The sequence below is a fragment of the Longimicrobium sp. genome, from assembly GCF_048594345.1.
Taxonomy (GTDB): domain Bacteria; phylum Gemmatimonadota; class Gemmatimonadetes; order Longimicrobiales; family Longimicrobiaceae; genus Longimicrobium.
This window is the reverse complement of sequence record NZ_JBMDXM010000088.1, coordinates 1-22,180: the sequence shown is the minus strand read 5'-3', so window position 1 is coordinate 22,180 and position 22,180 is coordinate 1. Positions and strand designations below refer to the sequence as shown.

Here is a 22,180-nt window from a genome sequence, read left to right as displayed (position 1 = left end):
CCCCCCGGGGGCCTCCTTGCCGCCCTCCACCGGTTTGGCTGGGCGCGGCGACCGGACCGCGGGGGGGCGCCCGCGGGGGCCCCCACGCTCGTTTTCGTGCTTTTGGTGCGATCGACCGGATCCGGATGCGCGCGGGTGCGGATCATCCCTCCTGATGGGCGCACGCCGGGACGACGCTGCAGAATCGGGAGGGATAGCATCCCAGCTCGGCGGTGCAACGGGGCGTCACCTGCATCCCGTGCACTTCACCGACCCTTTCGTCCGGGACGAACGAGCCGACGGCCAGGTCTTCCAGCTGCAGCTTGAGCTTCTTCATGGGATTGACTCCGTTCCGGTGAATGCGGCGTGAACGGATGGTCCTCATCAAGTTCCGCACCTCCGGCCAGGAGCAAACCGGCGCGGGCATCCGCCGGACGCCCACGCCCGTTCCACCCGCGGGAGCGCTGGATCAGCAGGCGCCTTGATCGTTGGTCATGCAGCCGTAGTAGGCCGTGATCACGCAGCCGGGGCCGGTGCAGTACCTGGTGTGGTAGCAGCCGACTTCGGCGGTGCACCGGCACGTGTTCACCAACGTCGCCGCCATGGCGTGAACGGCGCCGGTCTGCGCTTTCTCCGCGGCGAACGAGCTGACTTCCAGGTCCTCGAGTTCCAGCCTGAGCTTCTTCATGAGATCTCGCTCCGGTGCGGGATATGGAAAGTAGGGAGAAGAAGTAGTATCGATGTAAACGTCATGAAAAGGAAGGGTGGTCGCGGGTGATCGCCATCGGTGACGGGCACCCGCCGGGTCGATACCTGTCCTGGTGCTTGCCCGTTGGTCCGGTCAGGCAGGATCAGCCCCGCGACGCGGCAAGGGCGGGCGCCCCGTCCAGCAGCAGCGTGCGGATGCGCTGCACGTTCTCGCGGTTCTTGCCGTAGTCCACCACCGTGGTGCTCAGCACCGGCCGGCTGCGGATGGTTACCCAGCTGCCATCCTCCACCGCCGCGACGCGGCACTCGATCTTCTCGCCAAAGCTGGCCCAGCTCAGCCTGCCGTGCGCGTACGCCGCTCCCCTGGCCGGATCGACCCGGACCTCCTTGAGCCCGCGGTTCGCCGCCAGCGCCGCCCGGCAGCGCTCCAGCGCCTGCTGGGGGGGCAGCGGCAGCAGCACGCCGTCGCTCACGTCCACCCCCGTTCCGCCTTTGCCGCGCTCAATGCCGCGACGCTTCATCGCCCACCGGCTCAAGGCGGTGAGCGTAAGGCCCATGGTGGCCCCGAAGAAGATGCCGGCGGCGACGCCGATGAACGCGGCCGCGACAAACGATCGGCTCTGGACCAGCGTGGCGACGAACTGAAACAGGCCAAAGCTCAGGCCGCAGTACCAGAAGATGCGTGCGAAGGTGCCGAATTGCATGGTTCTCCGGTGGATCGGTGCCGTCCGGACCGCGTGCGGCGGGCCCGGCCGAAAGCAGGAACGAGTGCGCCGCCGCAAATGTTTCGCGCCGGATGGTTGACGTCGTGGCGTGCGTGGCGAAGATTGCGCGCATCACGCCACCTGGAGAGCCGATGCACGCCCCATCCATCCACGACACCGTCGCCTTTCTTCGCGAGCGCATTACCCGCGCGCCGCACGCCGTGCTCGTTCTGGGCAGCGGCCTGGGCGGCATGGCGGACGACATCGAGGACGCCGTCCGCATTCCCTTCGGCGACATCCCGGGCTTTCCGCGCCGCACGCAGGAGCTGGCGGGGCACGCGGGGCAGCTGGTGGCCGGGCGGCTGGAAGGCGTGGAGGTGGCGGCCATGCAGGGCCGCTTTCACCTGTACGAAGGGTGGCAGCCGGCCGACGTGGCGCTGCCGGTGCGCGCGCTGGCCGCCCTTGGCGCCGAGACCATGCTGCTGACCAACGCGGCGGGCTGCATTCGCCCCGGCTTTCAGCCCGGCGACCTGATGCTGATGGCCGACCACATCAACCTGATGCTGCGCAACCCGCTCATCGGGCAGACGGTGCCGGGCGAAGAGCGCTTTCCCGACATGTCGGATCCGTACGACGCGGGCTTTCGCGCCATCGCCGAGGAGGTCGCGCGGGAGCTGCGCATCCCCCTTGTCCAGGGCGTGTACGCGGCGCTGCTGGGGCCCAGCTACGAGACGCCGGCGGAGATCCGCATGCTGGGCCGCCTGGGCGCCGACGCGGTGGGGATGAGCACGGTGCCCGAGGTGCTGGTGGCGCGCGCCATCGGGATGAAGTGCCTGGGGATCAGCTGCATCACCAACCTGGCGGCGGGCTTGAGCAGCGACCGGCTGTCGCACCAGGAGGTGATGGAGGTGGGCGCCCGCGTGCGCGACCGCCTGGCCGCCCTGGTGCGCGGCGTCCTTCCGCGCGTCGCCGGCCTGAACCGCGCCTCCGAAGCCGCGGAGTAGCCGTTCGATCGGCGAGATTCGCCGCGCCTGGCGGAGGCGGCGAATCTTTCCCGCTGTACCCGCCGTAGGCACCTCCACGGCCGGATTCCAGGCCGTTTTTCCTTCCGATCCGGCCCGCTCTCCGGGCCCGCAAGCCCTTTATCGACGGAGGACCCGATGGACCCGAACACCGCGATCATCGCCGGACTGGCCATTTTCCTGGGGATGATGACGATCCTGATCCCCATCGCCGGCCTGACCGCCCGTTTTGCGCTCAAGCCGCTGATGGAAGCGCTCAAGAGCTACCGCGAGCTGCAGAGCGACAATCAGGCTACGCAGCTGGTGGAGCGGCGGATGGCGCTGATGGAGGAGCAGATGCACAGCATGGATCGCACGCTGCGCGAGCTTGCGGAGGAGTCGGAGTTCCGCCGCGACCTGGAGAGCGGCAAGCAGAAGCACGCCGCCCTCCCGCTCCCGGGCGTCCCCGAGCGCACGCAGGCGCAGAGCGTGCTTGGCGCGCAGGCGGAGCGCGTCAGCTAGGCGCTCACCGGGGCCCTCACCCGCTCGCTTATGCTCGCACCCTCTCCCGCAAGCGGGAGAGGTATAAACGTCGCAAATGCCGGCGATGCGTCCCCGCTGTTGCGCGGGTCGTCTATGTCTATGCGAATGGCTCGCCCGGCGCGCAGGCCCTCGCTGACCCGAGAAGGTAAAGCCCCGTTCGGCGAGCGCAAGCGAGCCGGGACGGGGCTTGTCGCTTTCCCAGCAGCGGGTTTACCCGCTCATCCTCCAGGGACTTAAGCCGACCCCGTCGATCCGCCCCCGTCGCCGATCCGCCCCGGCACCAGGTGGTTCAGCGGGCCGTGGCCGCAGCCCAGCCCCGGCGCGGCGGCCATGGCGCGCTGCACGTAGTCCAGCGCGTCCTCCACCGCCTGGCGCAGCGGCCGGCCGTGCGCCAGCCCCGCGGCAATGCCAGCGGAGAGGGTGCAGCCGGTGCCGTGGGTGCTGCGCGTATCCAGCTTGGGGCGGCGCCACTCGTGCCACTCCGTTCCGTCCCACAGCACGTCCACCAGCTCCGCCTGGCGCAGGTGCCCGCCCTTGAGCAGCGCCGAGCGGGCGCCGCGCTCCACCAGCGCCCGCGCCGCGCGCCGCATGGCGTCCACGTCCTCTACCGCAAAGCCCACCAGGATCGCCGCCTCGTCCAGGTTGGGCGTTACGCACGCCGCCAGCGGCAGCAGCTCGTCGGCGATGGTGAGCTGCGCGTCCTCCGCCAGCAGCGGGTCGCCGCTGGTGGCAACCATCACCGGATCCAGCACGTAGTTGGGCAGCCCGTGCTCGCGGATGGAGGCGGCGACCGCGCGGACGAGATCGGCCGTGGCCAGCATCCCCGTTTTGCACGCGGCGGGCGGCAGGTCCGTGGCCACCGCGGCGATCTGCGCGCGCACCGTGTCCACCGGGATGGCGTGCACGCCGGTGACCCCGCGCGTGTTCTGCACCGTAATGGCGGTGAGCGCCGAGGTGCCGAAGCAGCCGAACGCGTGAAAGGTCTTGAGGTCCGCCTGAATGCCGGCCCCGCCGCCGGAATCGGACCCGGCGATGGTGAGTGCGATGGGAATGCTCATCCGTGACTGCCGCTGTGAATCGGGATCAAAAAACCGAAGCGCGAAATGGAAACGGAAGCGGCACGGCACCGCAAGGGCACCGCGCCGCTTCATCCTCCCCGTCCCCCTGTCTCCCCCGCCGTCCCCTACCGTCCGACGGGCGGATGGCCCGACGGCATCAGGATCTGCCCCAGCGAGGGCGGCTGCGCGGACAGGCGCCGCAGGAACGCGGCGTAGCTTTCGTTGTTGCGCGCCAAGGCCTGCGGCGGAGGCGGCAGGGCGCGGATCTGCGCCCGGGTGGCCTGCATGCGCTGCGCCGTGCCCGGGTGCGTGCTGAACCACGACACCGCTTCGGTGCTGGGCACGCGCTGCTCTTCTTCCCACAGCGCGCTGAACAGGCTCAGCATCCCCCGCGGGTCTACGCCGCTCTGCACCAGGTAGCCCACCGCCAGCTGGTCGGCCTCCTGCTCGGCCGCGCGGGAGTTCTGCGCGTTCCACAGCGCGCTCCCCACCTCCAGCGCCTCGGCCTTGAGCATGGGCTCGCGGTTCAGGATGAGCTGGTACATCACCCGCGCCATGGACCGCGTGCGCATCTGGCGCTGCAGGTTCTCGGCTCCGTGCCGCGCCGCCACGTGCCCGATCTCGTGCGCCAGCACGCCGGCCAGCTCCGACACGTCGCTGGTGCGCTCGATGAGCCCGCGGTTCACGTAGATGTGCCCGCCCGGCAGCGCGAACGCGTTGAGCGCCGGGCTGTCGACGATGTAGAAGTAGTACTTCAGGTCCGGCCGCGCGCTGTGCTGCGCGAGCATGCGGCCCAGGTCGTTCACGTACAGGTTGAGCGGAACGTCCTGCACCAGCGGGATCTGGGCGTTGATCTGCGAGGCGATCTGGTTTCCGATCGCGACCTCGCGCGCCTCGTTCACGCACCCGCCCAGCGACAGCGCCACCAGCAGCGCCGCCGCCGCGCGCGGGAGCCGGCCGGCGCGCGGCCGGCCCCCGGATGCGAACGTCCCGCGCCTGCTCACCGGCGGCGGTCCGGCGGCGCGGGAAGCGAGGTCACGCGGGCGCGGATGTTCTGGAAGGCGCGCGTGTCGGTGGTCAGGTTGGCCCCCTGCGCGCCCGGCGTGGCGGCGATGATGGCCCGCGCGTTCGCCACCCGCTCCTGCGTGGTGGGGTGCGTGGCGAACCACTGCTCCACCCGGCTGGGCTGGCGCTGCTGCAGCGACAGAAGCTCTTCAAAGAAGGTGGCCAGCCCGTTGGGGTTGTACCCGGCGCGCATCAGGTAGGCCACGCCCACGCGGTCCGCCTCGCGCTCGGCGTCGCGGGTGTAGCCGGCGAACACCGCGCTGCCCCCCACCTGGATCCCCGCCTGCTCCACCCCGGACGGGGCGCGGCCCAGCAGCACGCCGTACAGCACGTTCAGCCCCAGGTTGGCGTTCTGCGCCCTTTGCAGCTGCTCGATGCTGTGCCGCTCGGCCACGTGGCCGATCTCGTGCGCCAGCACGCCGGCCAGCTCCGACACGTTGTCGGCGCGCTCGATGATGCCGCGGTTGACGTACACGTAGCCGCCCGGTAGGGCAAAGGCGTTGACAACGTCGGAGTTCACCACGTAGAAGTGGTAGCGGATTCCGCGCGGATCGGCGATGGCCGCCAGCTGCGAGCCGATCTGGTTGATGTAGTTGAGCGTCGCCTGATCGTTCAGCATGGGCATCTGCCGATTGATCTGGGCCGAGTAGTCGGCGCCCAGCGCCACTTCCTGCTGCGTGCTCACCTGCGGGGCGCACCCCGCGGCGGCGCCGGCCCCGCACAGGGCGGCAACGGCCGCCGTGCGCCGGAACACGCGCCTAAGTGTTTGCGACATATGATTCTCCATTCTGACGGGTGTGTCGTCGTGAGGAGCAGGGGAAAGCAAGGACCGGACCAGGGATGGCCCCAGTGCTGAGCCGCCGCGAAGAGCGGCTGCTGCGGTCGCTGCGCCAGCGGAAAACGCGTGAGGCGGAGGGGCTTTTCCTGGTCGAAGGCGTGCGCGCGGTGGAGGACCTGGCCGCCTCGGCCCTCCCCATACGATTCGCCCTGGCGGCGTCCACCCTGGGGGACAGCGGCCGGGGACGGGCTCTGCTGCATCTGCTTGCGTCGCAAGGAGTTGCCGTCCACGAAACCGGCGAGCGCGAGCTTGCCGCGCTGGCGGATACCGAGACGCCGCAGGGCATTCTGGCCGTGGCGCCGATCCCCTCCGCCGGCCTGGACGACCTGCCGATGGACGCGGAGCCGGCGGTGATTGTCGTTCTGGACGCGGTGCAGGACCCCGGCAACTTTGGCACGCTGGCGCGCACGGCCGAGGCGCTGGGCGCGGCCGGACTGGTGGCGCTGCCGGGGACGGTGGACCCGTGGAACCCCAAGTCGGTGCGCGCGGCCATGGGCTCCACCTTTCGGCTTCCCGTGGTGCCGGCGGACTGGGAGGGCTTGTCGCAGTGGCTATCTTCCCGCGGCTTCGCCACGCTCGCGGCCGCCGCGGGCGGGGAGCCGGTCCCCGATCCGCGTCCGCCGCGCGCCGCGCTGGTGCTGGGGAACGAGGGGGCGGGGATCGGGGACGAAACGCGGGCGCGGGCGGACCGCGTGGTGGGCATTCCCATCCGGGGGCGGGCGGAGTCGCTGAACGTGGCCGCCGCCGGCGCCATTCTGCTGTACGAACTGCTGCGCTGAGGCGTCTTGGACAGACTGACGGAGTACATGGTGATGGTCTACGCCGGCCTGGTGGGCGCGTGCGTGGGCTCGTTCCTCAACGTCTGCGTGTACCGCTGGCCGGAGGAGCTGTCGGTGGTCTCGCCGCCGTCGCGCTGCGGATCGTGCGGCACGCCCATCAAGTGGTACGACAACGTGCCGGTGCTGGGGTGGCTGCTGCTGCGGGGCAAGTGCCGCGCGTGCGGCGCCCGCATCTCCATCCAGTACCCGCTGGTGGAGCTGCTTACGGCGGCGCTGTGGGTGATTGCGGCGTGGCGCTTCGGCCTTTCCTGGCAAACGCTGGCCACTGCGCTGTTCTTTACCATCCTGCTGGGGATCGCGCTGTCGGACGCGCGCACCTACATCATCCCCGACCAGTTCACCCTGGGCGGGCTGGTGCTGGGGGTGGCCCTCTCGTTCGCGCCGGGCGGCATCTCGCCGGTGCGCTCGCTGATCGGCGCGGCGGTGGGGTTCGGGCTGCTGTGGCTGGTGGCGGTGGTGGGGGAGTGGGCATTCAAGAAGCCCGCGATGGGCGGCGGCGACATCAAGATGATGGCGATGGTGGGCGCGTTTCTGGGCCCCGTCGGCGTGCTGCTGACGGTGTTCCTGGGCGCGCTGTTCGGCAGCCTGATCTTCGCGCCCATCAGCTACCGCACGGGCAAGCTGGTCCCCTTCGGCATCTTCCTGGCCCTGGGCGCCGCGATTACCGAGCCCTTTGGCCAGGCGATGATCGACTGGTACGTGCGCAACTTCCTGGTGGTGTAGGCCGAGCGCCGTCAAGCAAAAGCCTCACGCGGAGACGCGGAGGACTCGGAGGCGCGGAGAATCTCTTCCGCGTGCTCCGCGCCCTCCGCGTCTCCGCGTGAGGCCGTTTGGTTCCGCCGATCAGAAGTCCGGCGGGCGGACGACGAGCTGGTAGGGGCCGCGGTAGCTGCTCATGTGCATCGGGGCGGTGCCGGTGGAGCTGGAGGAGAACACCCGCACCTCGTACGTCCCCGTCTCGGGCACCACGAAGGTGTTCATGAACGCCTGCTCGGACGCCCAGATGTAGGCCAGGGGCGGCTGCACCTCGGGGCCCGGCCGCTGGATGGTCATCGCCAGGGCGCCGCTGGGGCCCATGACGGACTTGGCGCCCCACAGGGTCAGCCGCTGCCCCGCCTGGGCCTGAAAGGTGAACACGTCGATGTCGGCGCGGTGCTCCAGGCTTTCGCCCGTCACCGTCTGGCCGATGGTGAGGGCGGCGGGAACGGACTCCGGCGCGTGCTGGATCCGCGAAAGGCGGAAGCGATACGCCCCCACCGGCTCGGGCGAGATGCCGGTGTGCGGCGTGCCGTGCAGCCCCATCCGCACCCGGTAGGTGCCGTCGTAGGGCAGCACGAAGCGCTCGCTGGTGTTCCCCTCGACGTCATCGCTCTGCAGGGCCAGCAGGCGCAGCAGCGGCTCGTCGCCCTGCGCGGGAAGCAGGTACAGCCAGTGGCCCAGCGGCCCCCGCAGGTGCATGGCGATCTCGGTCCCCGCGGTGCCGGTGAACTGGTAGTAGTCCAGGTCCGACGAGGGCTGGATGGACTCGCCCTGCACCGTCTGGCCCAGCGCGATCGTCGCCGGCACCTGCTCCGGACGCGGGTCGATGCGGAACATCCGCAGCGTGTACGCGCCCGTCCCCCCAAAGACGCGGACAGTGTACGTTCCGTCGCGCGGCACGTCGAACGGCTCCGGGCCGTGGCTCAGGAGCTGTCCGGTGACGGGATCGATCAGGTTGAAGGTCCCGGTGCCCGGCGCCGGCATCTGAAAGAACCACTGGATGATGTCGCCCCTGGCCGCCGTGAACGTGTACTCGTCCACGTCGGCCGGCATGTCCAGCTGCTCGCTGACCGTTTGCCCGTGCTGCAGCGCCGCGGGCACGCCTTCGGGGGTGCGGACGATAGGATACACCATCACCTGGTACGCCCCCGCCCCCCGCGCGTCCACCGGGTCGGGGGTGTTGACCGTAAGGGTGTAGCGGCCGGTCACGGGAAGGCGCACCGGCTCCGACTCGCCCGAGCCCTGCCAGGTGCGCACCAGGGCCAGCTCGGGGGCACCCGCCACCGGGCTGCGCAGCGTGACTTCCAGGCCCCCGCTCCCGTACACCTTGACCTCCTGCCCCTCCGTCCCGTCGAAGGCGTACTCGTCCACGTCGTAGTACGGAGCCACGGCGCCCGCCGTCCACGCACGCAGGGCCAGGGGGCCCTCGCCGCTTTCCGGCCCGGTGGCGATGGAGTGAAGGGTGAACTGGTACGGACCCGTGGTGCCCGTCGAGCTGATCCGCACGATCAGGCGGCCCGCGGGGAGCACGAAGCGCTTGCCGACGCCGTCGGCGCCGTGGGAAACCGCCTGCATCACCCTTTCGCCACCGGCCGAATCCAGCACGGTGACGTGCAGCGTGCCCTGCCCGGTTCCCGTCCCGGTGAACAGCATCATCCCCCGGCCCGCGGTAGGGACGGTCAGGAGAAAATCGTCCACGTCGCCGCCGCTCTCCAGCGACTCGGTGACGGCCTGGCCCAGCGCCACCTCGCGCGCGGCGGTTTCGGGCGGATTGGTCACCCCGGGTCCGCCTGAGCCGCCGCCGGGGTTGTCGCAGGAACAGAGCAGGAGCGCGCAGGCGAAGAGTGCCGTGCGAAGACAGGGGCGCATGGAAAGGTGTGGGATGCGGATGGCGTGATCGACCGCGAAAGCGGAGCCGGCTGGCGTACGACGGACGTCGATGCGGCGGGCCGGAAAAGCTAACACCGGCGCCGCGGCGGAACCAGTGTGCAGGCCGCATCCCAACCCCTTGCGGCGGAAATGCTTCAGTGGATCCCTGGAATGCATTGCGGCGGGAACGGATGGTTTTCCCCGGATGCGCGTGCCGTTATATTTGCCTCCTCGCCCCGCCGTGCGCGTGAACCCATCCCGCGCCCGCATCGCTCCGCCCACGCCTCTCCGTTTCCATGTCACGCCGCCTCCGTTCCTGCACACTCGCGCTGCTCGCGGCCGCCTTTGCCGCGGCGTGCGACGGCCCCGCCGGGTCGGAGACGCTGCGGTCCGTCGCCATCAGCCCCGACACGGCGTACATCACGCTGAATACCACCTCGCGGCTGGAAGCTGTCGCCCGCGGCTCCGGCGGCGGGACGATGACGGGGGTGGCGTTTGCCTGGGCCAGCTCCGACACCTCGGTGGCGGCGGTGTCGTCGGACGGGACCGTGACGGCGCGCAGGTTTGGCGTGGCGACCATCACCGCCTCGGCGGAAGGCGCGGCCGGGCAGGCGAGGGTGTGGGTGACGGGCGGCCCCGGGGTTACGGTGGTCACCGAAGTGCGCGACACCGTCGACGCCGTCGCGGGCACGCCGCTGGTGGCCGAGCTGCGCGACGCGGGCGGCCGCCCGCTGGCGGACCAGCCGCTGCGCTTCGAAGCCGTCGCCATCGCCCACTTTACCTACGCGGCGCAGTTGCAGAACCCGGCGGGGGGGCGCGCCATCGAAACGCGGGTGGTGTTCACCGACGCGCAGGGCAGGGCCTCAGTGCCGGTGGTGATGGGGACGGTGGCGGGTCCCGCCAGGTTCATCGTGCGCAACGAGGGGCTCGGGCTGGCGGACACCACCACCGTAACCGTGCTGGCCGGCGCGCCGGCCGGGGCGCGGGTGGAGCCGGCGGACACCGCCGTCTTCATCGGCCGCACGGTGCAGCTGCGCGCCACCGCGCTGGACCGCCACGGCAACCCCACCGCCGCCGCCGTCGCGCTGACCCGCATGGAGGGGCCGCTGCCGGTGGATGGCAACGGGGTGGTGAGCACGCCCGCGTACGGCACCTCGCTGATCCTGGCGACGGCGGGGGGGCGGGCCGACACGGCGCGGATCGCGTCGGTCCCGGTGGGCGCGATGGCGACGTCCACCAACGGCGGCCTGGTTCTGATGAACCTGGACGGAACCGGGCGCATCGCGGCCGGCGCCGGCGCCTTTCCCGCCTGGTCGCCCGACGGGCAAAACCTGGTCTTTGTCGACGAAGGATACCTGCAGGTGGCGAACGGCACCGGCGGCGCGGCGCGGCCGCTGGTGAGCGTCTCCACGGGCGGCGAGCACTTCTGGCCGCAGTACAGCCCGGACGGGGCGTACGTCTACTACTTTTCCCGTGTGCCCAACGTCCGGCAGACCATCTGGCGCGTGGATGCCGACGGCACGGGGCTCACGAAGGTTGCCGAAGGGCCGGGACATCCCTCGCTGTCGCCGGACGGAACGAAGATGGTGCACTTCTGGGAGAGCTGGCCGGTCACCATCCGCATCACGGACCTCACCACGGGGCAAACGACGGGGGAGCTGGCGCCGGGCCACGCGCCCACCTGGTCGCCCACGGGCGAGCTGATCGCGTACAACGAGCTGAACGAGCTCGGGTACCTGCGGGGGATCATGGTGATGCGGCCCGACGGCAGCGGGGTGCGCAAGCTCACGGCGCCCACCGGGCACTACGGCTGGTCGCCCCGCTGGTCGCCGGACGGCCGCTGGATCATCGCCACCCACTTCGACAACGTCACGCTGATCCAGGTAGAGACCGGCCTGGTGATCGAGCTTCCCTGGAAGATGGATACGCTGCAAGGCGTCTCCTGGAAGCCGGGCGCCCTGCTCCCCTGAGGTGTGTCGCCGGCCGCCCACGGCCCAGGGTTCCGCGGGCTTCGCCGCTCCTTGAGGACGAAACCCGCACACCGCGATCGGTCATTTCGAAGGAGGCGCCGCGCCGTCTCGTACGACAGGCGTTGGCGCCAGCAGAGAAATCTGCTCTCATCCTCATACCAGATCCGACAGAACTGTCGTTCTGAGAGGGCGTTGAGAAACCTCAGTTGTTCCGCCGGACGCGCGCTGTCATCCTGAGGGAGCGCACGCCTCAACTACCATAAACACAAGAGCTTGCGCGCGACCGAAGGACCTTCTCTCCGCCACCGTCAGGCCAGATGCGGGGCATGAAGCCAGCTTCACGCTTCTGCCGGCAAGGTCCTTCGGTCGGCGCCAGAGTATTGTGTATGAGCAGGTTATGGAGCGGCGCCTCCCTCAGGATGACGGGCACGATCCGAGGTTTCTCAACACCCTCTGAGCCTGAGGCTGAGGCTGAGCCTCAGGATGACAGGTGTCTTCCGGATTCCGTATCAGCCCGCTCGTGACCGTTCAGGGGGCGGGGGCACCCGCGAGAGAATCGCCCCCGAAGCGCGCGATGCCGAACGGGGCCACGTCCGGGCACCACTCGCCGCGGGCCAGCAGCGCGCCGATGCGCTCGCCGGTGAGGGGGGCGAGGAGGATGCCGTTGCGAAAGTGGCCGGTGGCGTAGACCAGGTTGGGCACGTCGGGATCCGCGCCCAGGATGGGAACGCCGTCGGGGGTGCCGGGGCGCAGGCCGCTCCACGCCTCGGCCAGCGGCGCGTGCTCCAGCGCGGGCGCCGCCTCCACGGCGCCGTCGATCAGGCGGCGCAGCCCCCACGGCGTCACGGCCTTGCGGTCGCCCGTGCGCTCCACGGTGGCGCCCACGATCAGCCGGCCGGCCGCGCGCGGCACCAGGTAGCAGCGCGGCGTATCCACCACGTGCCGAAAAAGCGGCGGCACCGCCTCCAGCGCCAGCAGCTGCCCGTGCACCGGCTCCACCGGCACCGGCCGCGGCAGCCCCTCCATCCGCCCCGCCCAGGCGCCCCCCGCCAGCACCACCGCCCCCGCCTCGATCCGCTCCCCGCCCGCGCACTCCACCCCCGTCGCGCGGTCCCCGTCGCGCAGCAGGCGGACGGCGTGCGCACCCAGGCGGAACTCCGCGCCCGCCCGCGCCGCCGCCGACCAGAGCGCCGCGCCCAGGGCGCGGGTGTCCACCGGGTGGTCACCGGGAAAGCGCAGCGCGGCGCGGACGGCGGGCGAAAGCGCCGGCTCCGCCTCGCGCGCCTCCGTCGCCGTCAGCCGCTCCAGTGGAAGCCCCGCCGCGGACTGCCAGCGCCAGCGCGCCTCCAGCTCCTCCTCGTCCTCCGCGCGCAACGCCGCGTACAGCGTCCCCGCGTCGGAGTAGGCCACGTCGACGCCGGTCTCCTCGCGCAGGGCTGCGGCGTACGCCGGGTACATCCGCCGCGCGGCCATCAGCAGGTCCAGAAAGGCGCCGGGCCCGTCCGCCTCCGCCAGCGGGGAAAGCATCCCGGCGGCGGCCCAGCTGGCCTCCATCCCCGGCGTCCCCCGCTCCAGCACCACCACGGAAAGCCCGTCGCGCGCGGCGCGGCGGGCAACCGCGCATCCAATCACGCCGCCCCCGACAATCGCCACGTCGGCGGTCCGTCCCGCGCCCCTGTTGGTCGTCATGCGCGAAACATTTCACGCGGACGCCGTGGAGGCAAATGGAAGCGGAGCGGAGGAAGCCGGCCGCCTCCGCGCCCTCTCCGTTCGTCCGCGATCGCCCGTGGTCCGTTGCCGCCCCTGCTCCGGACCGTCCCGGTGACCGATCCGCGGAGCGGCTCCATGAATCGGGTGCGGTACGTACGTTGCGGCACCGCCCGAACCGGCCCGGGAGTCCACCGCTACCGCACGTTTGACAGCGCATTATCTGTCAGATATGGTTAGCCCGATTCCTGCGTCTACAAGTGACGAGTGAAGCGGTTGACTCGTCTTGGATGCACTCTGGCGCCACCCGTTCCGGATGGCGTGCGTAGCGCGCATCAATTGTCCCTAAATTCGACCATGTACCGGAAACGCCCGCGTAAGACCCTCGGCGCCCTTGCCGGGTCGATGATGTCACTGGCCGTGCGCATCGACCACGCCGTTCTCATGCGCTGCCAGATGAAGCTCCGCGACCTGCACAGGCGGCTCACCGTCTTGCGGTACGGGCTGGAGTACGATGGCTCTGAAGACGACATCTTCATCGTTACGTACCCCAAATCGGGTACAACGTGGCTTCAGATGATCGTATATCAGCTTACCACGGATGGAGAGATGAACTTCGCCCACATCGAAGACGTCTCGCCTTTTTTGGAAATAGCCATGATTCCCCGGGGCCAGAAGATTCAGGATCTGCCGGCGACACCGCGCGTGGTGAAGAGCCATCTGTCGTACCACGAGATCCCGAAAGGACCGGGGCGGTACATCTACGGCGTCCGGAACGGGCTCGACGTGGGGGTGTCGTACCACTACCATGCCCGCAAATACCTGCCGGGGCTGGGCAATTCAACGAACGAATTCTTTGGCCGGTTCGCGGCCGGCGGGGTTCCCTACGGCAGCTGGTTCGACCACGTATCCGGGTGGCTTCGCAACAAGGATCACCTCAACGTGCTGGTGGTGACGTACGAGGAATTGAGTGCGGACTTGGAGTCGGCGGTAAAGCGAATCGCTGATTTCTGCGGAATCACCATCGATCCCGCCGCCATGCCCAGGATTCTCGAGCGGTGTTCGTTCGCGTTCATGCGCGAGCACGATGAAAAGTTCTCGTTCGAGCGCATGCGTCCCAAGCCGCCGGCCGCTCCCGAGACAGCCTTCATTCGCCAGGGAAAGGTCGGCGGATGGCGGGAGGAACTGGACCCGCGGGCCGTCAGCGAATTCCAGGAGGCGTGCGATCGGCAGTTGCGCGATTTTGGCGAAGACATGTTCCGGGTCCTGTCGGGCCGGGGCGGCCGGGAAGGCAAACCCGCTTCGCCGCCGCCACCCGCCGGCGGCCTCTCCCCCGCCGGGCAGCCGGGCGGCGCGTCGCATCGCGGAGCCTGATGCTGATGCCGAATCCGTAAAAACAACATCGGAAGGTACAGAGGAACCGGGAACCGCCACGTGAACACAGGTGATCCGCCTTCCGCCGCTGTTCCTCGGGGTGTTCTCTGTTCCTCGGTACCCTGACCTCTGTTTTCGATAGTCCGACTTGAGGTGAGGTGTTTTGCCGGATTCGGTATGAAAACGCTGGCGTATTTGCGGTTCCGGCATCACGCGGAGCCGACGGAAGAAAAAAACGGAGGCCGCGGAGAACTGGACGTCTCCGCGGCCTCTCGATTTTCTCTCCGGCTCCGTGTGAGGACGCCTTGCACGCTCCCGCTACGCCGGATCGGCCTCCGCGAGGTACTCCTCGAACAGCCGGACCGCGCTCTCCACGTCACGCGGATCCACCGCCTCGAACGGCGAGTGCGAGTAGCGGATGGGGGGCGCGACGAGAAGCGTCTCCATCCCCTGCCGCACCAGGTGCGCGCCGTCGCTGGAGTAGTGGTACAGCACCACGTCCTGCACCGGGATCTCGTGCTTTTCAGCCACCGCGCGCAGCTCTGCGATCAGCCGCCGCGAGTAGTGCACGGACGAGTCGCGGTGGACAAGGGCCGGCCCGCCGCCCAGCTGCACGGGCATGTGCGCTTCGGCCACCGTGGGTATGTCGCCCGCCAGGCCGTTGTCGATGATGAAGCCCACGTCGTACGCCCGCCCGTCGCGCGCCAGGCTGCTGGCGCCCACCATTCCGATCTCCTCCTGCACCGTGAGCGCAAGGGTGATGTCGAAGCGCGGCTTGCGTTCCGCCAAGCGCCGCGACAGCTCCACCAGGACGGCCACGCCCAGCCGGTCGTCCATCGCCTTGCCCACCAGCAGCCGTCCCACGCGCTGAATGCCGGGATCCCACACCATCCGCGTCCCCACGTGGATGCCGTGCTCCGCCGCCTCGTCCGCCGTCATCCCCACGTCCACGAACAGGTCGTCCCACGTAAGGCGGGTGCGGTCGCGCTGCTCGGGGGTGAGCGCGTGGCCCGTCGTGGTCGCCAGGATGCCGGGGAGCGCGCCGCCGTCGGCCAGGATGCGGAAGCGCTGGCCCATGAAGTAGGGAAAGGAAAACACGTCGCGCTCGCCCGGCAGCACGCGCAGAAAGCCCTCGGGCGTGATGGAGCGGACGATCATCGACAGCTCGTCGGCGTGCGCGGCCAGCAGCACGCGCGGGCCGGGGCCCGGGATGTGGAGGAACAGGTTGCCCACGGGGGTGCGCGTCACCTCGCCGCGGCCTTCCCACTGTTCCGCCACCCAGTCCGTCACCGCCTCTTCCTGCCCGGTGGGTCCGGGCAGCTCGCACAGCGTACGCAGCAGCTCTTCCATCTGTCCGGCCTCCTCGGCCGCGGGAGCCTGCCAGCGCGCGCCGCGGGCGTGCGGCTGCGCCTCGGTGAACGCCTGGTACGCGCCGTCATCCGGCCGCGCGTCGGGGGCGGTGTCCCGGGTCCTGAAGTCGCTCATCGATCGTTATCCCTCGGAATGCCCGTGTGCCCCGTCCATCCGTCCGATGCCCTGCTCCAGGTACTCGCGCGAAAGCTCCACGTAATGGGCCGCGCTGGTCTGGATCCACCGCAGCGACTCGCCCTGCAGCTCCTTCTTGGCCACCGCCGGCGTCCCGGCCGCCAGCGTGCGCGGCGGCACCGTGCCGTTCTGCGCCACCACGGCGCCGGCCGCGATCAGCGCCTCTTCGCCCACGGTCGCCTTCTGCAGCACCACGGCGTTCATCCCGATCAGCGCCCCCCGTCCCACCGTGCAGCTTTCCAGGATCGCCCCGTGCCCGATCGTCACGTCGGGGCCAATGGTCGTGGCGCCCTGCCTGCTAACGTGCAACACCACGTTGTCCTGCACAGAGGTGCGCGCGCCCACGCGAATCTCGAACTCCGGCTCGTCCCCGCGGATCACCGCGCCAAACCAGACGCTGGCCTCCGCCTCGATGGTCACGTTGCCGATCACCACGGCGTTGGGGGCGACAAAGGCCGTGGGGTGGATGCGGGGATGGATGCCGGCGAAGGGAAGGATCGTCGCCATCAATCCCGCTCCGCCAGGATGCCGGCCAGCCGGTCCCCGTCCACGTTGCCGCCCGTCAGCACGACCGCCGTCGGGCCCTCGATCCCCTCCACCGCGCCCTCCAGCAGCGCCGCGGCGCCCACCGCCGCCGATCCCTCCGCCACGATCCCCTCCTCCTGGAACAGGCGCCGCATGGCGCGCCGCACCGCCGCCTCCGTCACCAGCACCACCCCGTCCAGCACCTCCGCCGCCAGCGCCAGCCCACGGTCGTCCACGTCCCCCTCCAGCCCCTCGCACAGCGTGGGGCCGTAAGGCGGCGAAACCACGCGCCCCGCGGCGAGCGAGGCGTGCATGGCCGACGTGGCCTCCGTCTGCACGCCGATCACGCGGATGCCGCTCCCCATCGCCCGCGCCACGATCCCCACGCCGCCGGAGATCCCGCCGCCGCCCACGGGGACCAGGACGGTCCGCACCCCGGGAAGCTCCTGCACGATCTCCAACCCCACGGTTCCCTGGCCCGCGACGACCGCGGGGTCGCTGAAGGCGTTGATGAAGCACGCGCCCGTGCGCGCCGCGTGGGCCTCCGCCGCGTGGTGCGCGTCGTCGTACGTGCCCTGCACCTCGCGCAGGTCCGCGCCGTGGCGGGCGATGCGCCGCTTCTTGGCCTCCGGCGCGCCGGCGGGGACAAAGACGACGGCCGGGGCCAGCCCGGCCAGCGACGCGGCCAGCGCCACCCCCTGCCCGTGGTTCCCCGCGGACGCCGTCACCAGCCCCCGCACGCGCTCCTCCTTCGATAGCGCGGCGACGGCGTTGTACGCCCCCCGCAGCTTGAACGAGCCGGTGCGCTGCTGGGTTTCCAGCTTGAGCCAGACGTCCGCCCCCGCACGCTCCGACAGCCAGGCGGAGCGCTCCAGCGGCGTGCGCCGGGCCACGCCCTGCAGCCGCCGCGCGGCCACCAGCACCTCCGCCAGCGAGGGAAAGACGCGCTCCGCCGTGCCGGCCGCCGGCTCCGCGAACTCCGCCGCCGTGGATTGGGAATGGAACGTGCGGGCGCGCGCGCCGCTCATGGCAGGCGAAAGACGGTGGTGCGCTCCACCGCCCGGTCGCTGGAGGTCAGCCGGCCCACGGCGGTGAACTCGCCCCGCGTTCCCGGCGGTGGCGCCCAGCGCTCGCCAAAGGTCCACGTTTCCCCCGGCGCCAGGGTGACCGTGCGCACCGCCTGGGTAAAGCCCCGGTCCGCCGACCAGCGCCACACCTCCGCCCCGCCCGCACGGATGGCGAAGTCGTACGACTGGCCGCTGGGAAAGGTGAAGGCGACGGGCGCGGCGGACGGGTTGGTCACCTGCAGCGTCAGGATGACGGTGTCGCCCGCCTCCACCCGCAGCGAGGAAACAAGTTCGGAGGAGTGCACGGTTTGCGGGGGCGGGGAGGGCATCCCGTCGGGCGGCGGGAGCGGCCGCGTGCACGCGGCGATCATCACGCCGGCGGCAAGCAGCAGCGGCAGAGTACGTCGGCGCGGGACGGAATGGCTCATCGGGTCGGGTGACGGGGGTCCGGACCATCACGTGAAGCGAACGTTCGTCCGCGTTCCATCACTCCGGACCGGCAAATTAGACGCCAGCGAGAATCGGCGTCAAGCAAGCCGTTCGGCGCCGCCGCAGCGGGCTTGGGAAAAATTTCACAAGCGCGGTTCAGCGTGCTTGCGAAAAATTTCACAAGCTCCTATATTGGGCTCGCCACCACCCCCCGGACCCCGGAATGACGCGGAAATGAAAGCGAATTCGCCGGGACCCGCGGGGCGGAAAGGAGGAGGGCAGGACCCGGCGCAGCTGGCCGGGATCGGGCTGCAGTTCGCCCTTGTCCTGGTCGCCTTTCTCTTCGCGGGAAAGTGGCTGGACGAACGGCTGGGCACGGAGCCCTGGCTGATGATGGCGGGCGTGTTCCTGGGCTTTGGGCTCAGCGTCTTCTGGATGTACCGCCGCCTGGTGCTGGGCGACAAGGAGAAGCGGTGAAGCGCGCGACCGTGATGGTGGCCCTGGGGGTGCTGGCGGTCGGTGTCCTGGTCTACGGCGTGGGCCTGTCGCTCACCGACGTGGACGGGCGCGGCGCCCTGGCGGTGGGGGTGCTTACGGCCGTCGCCTTTCAGCTCCTGGTGCTGCTGATCGCCACGTTCGCCTTTCCCGACAACGCGCTGGCCGCGTACGGGGTGGGGATGCTGGGCCGGCTGCTGCTGGTGATCGTGGCCGCGCTGGTGATCATTCCCGCGGCGGGCCTTCGCCCCGCGCCCTTTCTGTATTCGCTGGTGACGGTGCTGTTCGCAACCACACTGCTGGAACCGGTCGCCCTGGCGTCCGGTGCACGGAACCCAAAGGGTCGATGATCTCCACGATTGCAGTCCTCCTTGCCCTCGCCGGCGCGCCGCAGCAGGCGGAGCCCGCGCCCGCACCGGTGCAGACGCACGGCGCCACGGAGACGCACGCGCCGGCCGCCACCGCGTCGGGGCAGGCCGCCGTCGAGACCATGGGCGGCACGCAGGACCACGGCGCCGATCCCAACACCGGCCACGCCCCCGCGGCGGGCGAGCACGGCGCGGCCGAAGACAGCCACGGCGCCGGCGGGCAGATCGACTTTCTGCACCACATCCAGGACTCGCGCGAGTGGGAGCTGCCGGGAACGGTGGTGCACTTTCCCGCCAAGGGCTCGTGGATGGTGGGTCCGATCGACATGACCCCCACCAAGCACGTCCTTTTCCTGGGGTTCGCGGCGGTGCTCACCCTGCTCACCCTGCTGGGCGGCGCGGGGCTGGCCTCGCGCGCCGGCAAGGGGCGCACCGGCGGCAAGCGCCACAACCTCATCGAGGCGCTGGTGCTGTACGTCCGCAACGAGGTGGTGATGCCCAACGTGGGGCACGGCGGCGAAAAGTACGCGCCGTTCATCGTCACCCTGTTCTTCTTCATCCTGTTCAACAACCTGCTGGGGCTCATCCCCTACGGCAGCACGCCCACGGCCGGGATCTCGGTCACCGTCGGCCTGGCGTTCCTGGTCTTTCTGGTGGTGGAGATCGGCGGCATGCTGGCGGTGGGGCCCAAGCAGTACTGGCACACCATCTGGTTCGTCCCCAAGGGAATGCATCCGGTGGCGGGCAACGTGATGGCCGCGGCGCTCATGCCGATCGAGCTCTCCGGCAAGTTCGTGCGCCCGATCGCCCTGGCCATCCGCCTGATGGCCAACATGACGGCCGGCCACATCGTGCTGCTGGCGATCATCTCGCTCATCTTCGTGTTCGGCAACTGGGCGGTGGTGCCCGGGCCGGTGCTGATGGCGGTGGCGATCACGTTCCTGGAACTGTTCGTGGCGTTTCTGCAGGCGTTCATCTTCGCCATGCTGGCCAGCGTGTTCATCGGCCTGGTGCGGCACGCGCACTGAGACGAAGTGCGGAAGTGGTTCGGAGTGAGGCAGGCGGCGGTGCGGTTCGTGTGACGCACTTCGCTGAAAGATGGAGGACGCGCGGCGAAGTCCTGAATGATCGCCGCCGGCGGGGGACGGCTCCACCCCCGTCGTACAGTACCCGGGAGATGGGCGCCCGGGGAGGACGCGCGGCGAAAGCCGGCCAGGCGTCCGCGGCTCAACGAGTCCGCGCGAGCAGTGCCCGAAACGAATCGACTTTTTGACGGAGATACACCAATGCTGCTTCAGGAAGCTGCCAACGGACTCACCAACGGCCTGCTTGGCGCCGGCATCGGCGCCGGCCTCGCCGTGATCGGCGCCGGCATCGGCATCGGCATGATCGGCCGCGGCGCCACCGAGGGCATGGCCCGCCAGCCCGAGATCGCCGGCACCATCCAGACCGGCGCGCTCATCCTGGCCGCCTTCGTCGAAGGCGCGGCGCTGTTCGCCATTGTGGTGACGTTCCTGATCCAGGGCAAGGTCGTCGTCGGCTAACACCGGCACGGCGTTTCGGAAAGGCCCCCGCGGGCGTACCGCGGGGGCCGACGGATCCAATCTCTTTTTACGATAGATCAGCCCATGCGTCGCTCGCTCTTCGCCCTCACGGTCCTTCTGCTCGCCGCCACGCCGCTGCATGCGGCCGAGGAGGGCGGCGGCGGCCTGCTTTCGGTGAACCCGGGGCTCACCATCTGGACGATCGTCATCTTCCTGATCGTCCTGGCGATTCTCAGCAAGGCCGCGTACCCCAAGATCCTGGGCGCCGTCGAGGCCCGTGAGGCGCACATCGCGCAGCTCACCGAGTCCGCCGAGCGCGACCGCGAAGAGGCCGCCGCCCTGGCCGCCGAGAACCGGCGCCTGGTGGAGGAGACGCGCGCGCGGGTGCACGGCGCCGTCGAAGAGGCCCGTGGACAGGCCGACAAGATGCGCGCGGAGATGATGGACGCGGCCAACCGCGAGCGCCAGGAAATGCTGGAGCGCGCCCGCCGCGACATCGCCAGCGAGCGCGAGATGGCGCTCGACACGGTGCGCCGCGACGCCGTCGTTCTGGCCATGTCCGCCGCGGAAAAGCTGGTGCGCCGCAACCTGGACACGGAAGACAACCGGCGCCTGGTGCAGGAGTCGCTGGCGCAGATGATCGCGCAGCCGGCCGCGAGGGCCTGAGCCGTGCGCGCCGAGATCATCGCCCGCAACTACGCCGAGACGCTGGCGGCGCTGGCCGAGCGCCAGGGCCCCGCGGCGCTGGAGCAGTTTGGCACGGCGCTGGACGACCTGGCGGCCATGCTGCAGGGCGACGCGCGCATGCGCCAGTTTCTGGAAACGCCGCGCGTGCGCCCCGAGCAAAAGAAGGACGCGCTGCGGCAGGCGCTGGCGGGGCGCGCGCCCGAGATGTTCGTGCGCTTCGTGATGGTGCTGGTGGACAAGCGCCGCCAGTCGCTGCTGCCGGAGATTGCCCAGGCGTACCGCGACCTGGTGGACCAGCGGATGGGGCGCGCCCGGGTGGACGTCACCATCAGCCACGCCCCCGACGCGGCGCTGCAGGCAGAGATCCAGCGCGCCCTCGAGGCGCAGCTGGGCCGCACGGTGACGGCCACCTACCGGGTGGACCCCGAGCTGCTGGGCGGCATGGTGCTGCGCCTGGGCGACGAGATCCTGGACGGCTCGGTGCGCAGCCGCGCATCGGCGCTGCGCCGCCGGCTGATGGAAAGCACCATGCCGGCGGGCGCGAACGGAAGCGCCGCCGCGGTTTAAAGGGCGCACGAAAGGCCGCCGGGCGTCTCGCGACCCCCGGCGCTCGGCAACTTTTCCTTCGGGCAGGCCAACTCCAGCGGCGCGCTGGACCCTGATAGAGCGAGGACAACGATGGCGACGGCGGAAACCCAGCTTCGCGCAAGCGAGATCAAGAACGTGCTGCTTGGCGAGATCGAGCGGTACGAGGACGTTCTGCAGGCCGAGCAGGTGGGCTCGGTGCTCGAGGTAAAGGACGGCATCGCGCGCGTCTACGGCCTCCAGGGCACCATGGCCAGCGAGATGCTCGAGTTCACCGCCAGCGAGACGGGCCAGACCGTCATCGGGCTGGCGCTGAACCTGGAAGAAGACAACATCGGCGCGGTGGTGCTGGGCGACTGGACGGCGCTGCACGAGGGCGACGCCGTGCGCCGCACCAACCGCGTGCTCGACATCCCCGTGGGCCCCGCCTATCTGGGCCGCGTGGTGAACCCGCTGGGCGAGCCGGTCGACGGCAAGGGCCCCATCGCCAGCGTGGCGCGCCGCCAGGTGGACATCGTGGC

24 protein-coding genes and 1 pseudogene are annotated in these 22,180 nt (G+C 70.4%); 13 read left to right on the top strand and 12 right to left on the bottom strand.

Translation table 11 applies throughout. The annotated features are described in order from the left end of the window. Window positions 1-142: 142 nt before the first annotated feature. From ACOJUJ_RS09855 to ACOJUJ_RS09845, 3 genes are all read right to left on the bottom strand, one after another. Window positions 143-316, bottom strand: coding sequence for a hypothetical protein (locus ACOJUJ_RS09855; protein WP_420126694.1), 174 nt, complete (start codon window positions 314-316; stop codon window positions 143-145). A gap of 132 nt (window positions 317-448) precedes the next feature. Next, the gene (locus ACOJUJ_RS09850; protein ID WP_420126693.1) at window positions 449-667 is read right to left on the bottom strand and encodes a hypothetical protein; all 219 of its coding nucleotides are present in this window, start codon (window positions 665-667) and stop codon (window positions 449-451) included. A gap of 163 nt (window positions 668-830) precedes the next feature. Beyond that, a complete protein-coding gene (locus tag ACOJUJ_RS09845; RefSeq protein WP_420126692.1) occupies window positions 831-1,391 on the bottom strand; it encodes a hypothetical protein in 561 nt (186 codons plus the stop codon). A gap of 152 nt (window positions 1,392-1,543) precedes the next feature. Here ACOJUJ_RS09845 and ACOJUJ_RS09840 point away from each other — a divergent pair, with 152 nt between their 5' ends. Both ACOJUJ_RS09840 and ACOJUJ_RS09835 read left to right on the top strand, forming a co-directional pair. Beyond that, on the top strand, window positions 1,544-2,395 hold the full coding sequence (locus ACOJUJ_RS09840) for a purine-nucleoside phosphorylase (RefSeq protein WP_420126691.1): 852 nt from the start codon (window positions 1,544-1,546) through the stop codon (window positions 2,393-2,395). A 156-nt stretch (window positions 2,396-2,551) separates the two neighbouring features. Next, complete coding sequence (locus tag ACOJUJ_RS09835; protein ID WP_420126690.1) at window positions 2,552-2,914, top strand: hypothetical protein; 363 nt, start codon at window positions 2,552-2,554, stop codon at window positions 2,912-2,914. Between the two features lie 254 nt (window positions 2,915-3,168). Here ACOJUJ_RS09835 and thiD read toward each other — a convergent pair whose 3' ends face one another. The 3 genes from thiD to ACOJUJ_RS09820 form a co-directional block, all read right to left on the bottom strand. Then, window positions 3,169-3,993 (bottom strand): bifunctional hydroxymethylpyrimidine kinase/phosphomethylpyrimidine kinase, encoded by an 825-nt coding sequence (gene thiD / locus ACOJUJ_RS09830; protein ID WP_420126689.1) that lies wholly within the window; start codon window positions 3,991-3,993, stop codon window positions 3,169-3,171. Between the two features lie 125 nt (window positions 3,994-4,118). Beyond that, a complete protein-coding gene (locus ACOJUJ_RS09825; protein ID WP_420126688.1) occupies window positions 4,119-4,997 on the bottom strand; it encodes a M48 family metallopeptidase in 879 nt (292 codons plus the stop codon). Then, entirely contained in the window at window positions 4,994-5,833 is an 840-nt protein-coding gene (locus ACOJUJ_RS09820; RefSeq protein WP_420126687.1) for a M48 family metallopeptidase, read from the bottom strand. Before ACOJUJ_RS09820 ends, ACOJUJ_RS09825 begins: the two co-directional genes overlap by 4 nt. A 65-nt stretch (window positions 5,834-5,898) precedes the next feature. Between ACOJUJ_RS09820 and ACOJUJ_RS09815 the strand changes: the two genes are divergently transcribed. Then, window positions 5,899-6,675, top strand: coding sequence for a TrmH family RNA methyltransferase (locus ACOJUJ_RS09815; protein ID WP_420126686.1), 777 nt, complete (start codon window positions 5,899-5,901; stop codon window positions 6,673-6,675). Between the two features lie 6 nt (window positions 6,676-6,681). Further along, window positions 6,682-7,458 carry a prepilin peptidase gene (locus ACOJUJ_RS09810; RefSeq protein ID WP_420126685.1) on the top strand — a complete coding sequence of 259 codons (777 nt, stop codon included), beginning with the start codon at window positions 6,682-6,684 and terminating at the stop codon, window positions 7,456-7,458. A gap of 120 nt (window positions 7,459-7,578) precedes the next feature. Here ACOJUJ_RS09810 and ACOJUJ_RS09805 read toward each other — a convergent pair whose 3' ends face one another. Continuing rightward, window positions 7,579-9,273, bottom strand: coding sequence for a PPC domain-containing protein (locus ACOJUJ_RS09805; protein ID WP_420126684.1), 1,695 nt, complete (start codon window positions 9,271-9,273; stop codon window positions 7,579-7,581). 386 nt (window positions 9,274-9,659) lie between these two features. Between ACOJUJ_RS09805 and ACOJUJ_RS09800 the strand changes: the two genes are divergently transcribed. Continuing rightward, window positions 9,660-11,333: an Ig-like domain-containing protein gene (locus ACOJUJ_RS09800; RefSeq protein WP_420126683.1), complete on the top strand. Its 1,674-nt coding sequence runs from the start codon at window positions 9,660-9,662 to the stop codon at window positions 11,331-11,333. A gap of 528 nt (window positions 11,334-11,861) precedes the next feature. Here the strand turns inward: ACOJUJ_RS09800 and thiO are convergent. Next, window positions 11,862-13,022 carry a glycine oxidase ThiO gene (gene thiO, locus ACOJUJ_RS09795; RefSeq protein WP_420126682.1) on the bottom strand — a complete coding sequence of 387 codons (1,161 nt, stop codon included), beginning with the start codon at window positions 13,020-13,022 and terminating at the stop codon, window positions 11,862-11,864. A 375-nt stretch (window positions 13,023-13,397) separates the two neighbouring features. Between thiO and ACOJUJ_RS09790 the strand changes: the two genes are divergently transcribed. Then, entirely contained in the window at window positions 13,398-14,414 is a 1,017-nt protein-coding gene (locus ACOJUJ_RS09790) for a sulfotransferase domain-containing protein (RefSeq protein WP_420126681.1), read from the top strand. A 318-nt stretch (window positions 14,415-14,732) separates the two neighbouring features. Here ACOJUJ_RS09790 and ACOJUJ_RS09785 read toward each other — a convergent pair whose 3' ends face one another. Genes ACOJUJ_RS09785 through ACOJUJ_RS09770 form a run of 4 tightly spaced genes read right to left on the bottom strand, consistent with a single transcriptional unit; the run spans window position 14,733 to window position 17,979 of the window. Continuing rightward, on the bottom strand, window positions 14,733-15,899 hold the full coding sequence (locus tag ACOJUJ_RS09785; RefSeq protein ID WP_420126680.1) for a M42 family metallopeptidase: 1,167 nt from the start codon (window positions 15,897-15,899) through the stop codon (window positions 14,733-14,735). Between the two features lie 6 nt (window positions 15,900-15,905). Next, the gene (locus ACOJUJ_RS09780) at window positions 15,906-16,466 is read right to left on the bottom strand and encodes a gamma carbonic anhydrase family protein (protein WP_420126679.1); all 561 of its coding nucleotides are present in this window, start codon (window positions 16,464-16,466) and stop codon (window positions 15,906-15,908) included. Continuing rightward, window positions 16,466-17,512 carry a threonine ammonia-lyase gene (locus tag ACOJUJ_RS09775; protein ID WP_420126678.1) on the bottom strand — a complete coding sequence of 349 codons (1,047 nt, stop codon included), beginning with the start codon at window positions 17,510-17,512 and terminating at the stop codon, window positions 16,466-16,468. Before ACOJUJ_RS09775 ends, ACOJUJ_RS09780 begins: the two co-directional genes overlap by 1 nt. Beyond that, the gene (locus tag ACOJUJ_RS09770; RefSeq protein WP_420126677.1) at window positions 17,509-17,979 is read right to left on the bottom strand and encodes a BsuPI-related putative proteinase inhibitor; all 471 of its coding nucleotides are present in this window, start codon (window positions 17,977-17,979) and stop codon (window positions 17,509-17,511) included. Before ACOJUJ_RS09770 ends, ACOJUJ_RS09775 begins: the two co-directional genes overlap by 4 nt. Window positions 17,980-18,214: 235 nt before the next feature. On the opposite strand from ACOJUJ_RS09770, the gene ACOJUJ_RS09765 reads away from it, so the two are divergent. From ACOJUJ_RS09765 to ACOJUJ_RS09735, 7 genes and pseudogenes are all read left to right on the top strand, one after another. After that, a complete protein-coding gene (locus ACOJUJ_RS09765; RefSeq protein ID WP_420126676.1) occupies window positions 18,215-18,457 on the top strand; it encodes an AtpZ/AtpI family protein in 243 nt (80 codons plus the stop codon). Further along, complete coding sequence (locus ACOJUJ_RS09760) at window positions 18,454-18,825, top strand: hypothetical protein (RefSeq protein WP_420126675.1); 372 nt, start codon at window positions 18,454-18,456, stop codon at window positions 18,823-18,825. Before ACOJUJ_RS09765 ends, ACOJUJ_RS09760 begins: the two co-directional genes overlap by 4 nt. After that, window positions 18,822-19,871, top strand: coding sequence for a F0F1 ATP synthase subunit A (gene atpB, locus ACOJUJ_RS09755; RefSeq protein ID WP_420126674.1), 1,050 nt, complete (start codon window positions 18,822-18,824; stop codon window positions 19,869-19,871). Before ACOJUJ_RS09760 ends, atpB begins: the two co-directional genes overlap by 4 nt. A gap of 258 nt (window positions 19,872-20,129) precedes the next feature. Continuing rightward, entirely contained in the window at window positions 20,130-20,387 is a 258-nt protein-coding gene (gene atpE, locus ACOJUJ_RS09750) for an ATP synthase F0 subunit C (RefSeq protein WP_420126673.1), read from the top strand. Window positions 20,388-20,471: 84 nt separating this feature from the next. Next, window positions 20,472-21,053, top strand: coding sequence for a F0F1 ATP synthase subunit B (gene atpF, locus ACOJUJ_RS09745; protein ID WP_420126672.1), 582 nt, complete (start codon window positions 20,472-20,474; stop codon window positions 21,051-21,053). A gap of 3 nt (window positions 21,054-21,056) precedes the next feature. Continuing rightward, entirely contained in the window at window positions 21,057-21,641 is a 585-nt protein-coding gene (gene atpH, locus ACOJUJ_RS09740) for an ATP synthase F1 subunit delta (protein ID WP_420126671.1), read from the top strand. Window positions 21,642-21,752: 111 nt separating this feature from the next. Continuing rightward, window positions 21,753-22,180 (top strand): annotated as a pseudogene (locus ACOJUJ_RS09735) (F0F1 ATP synthase subunit alpha); the annotation flags it as partial.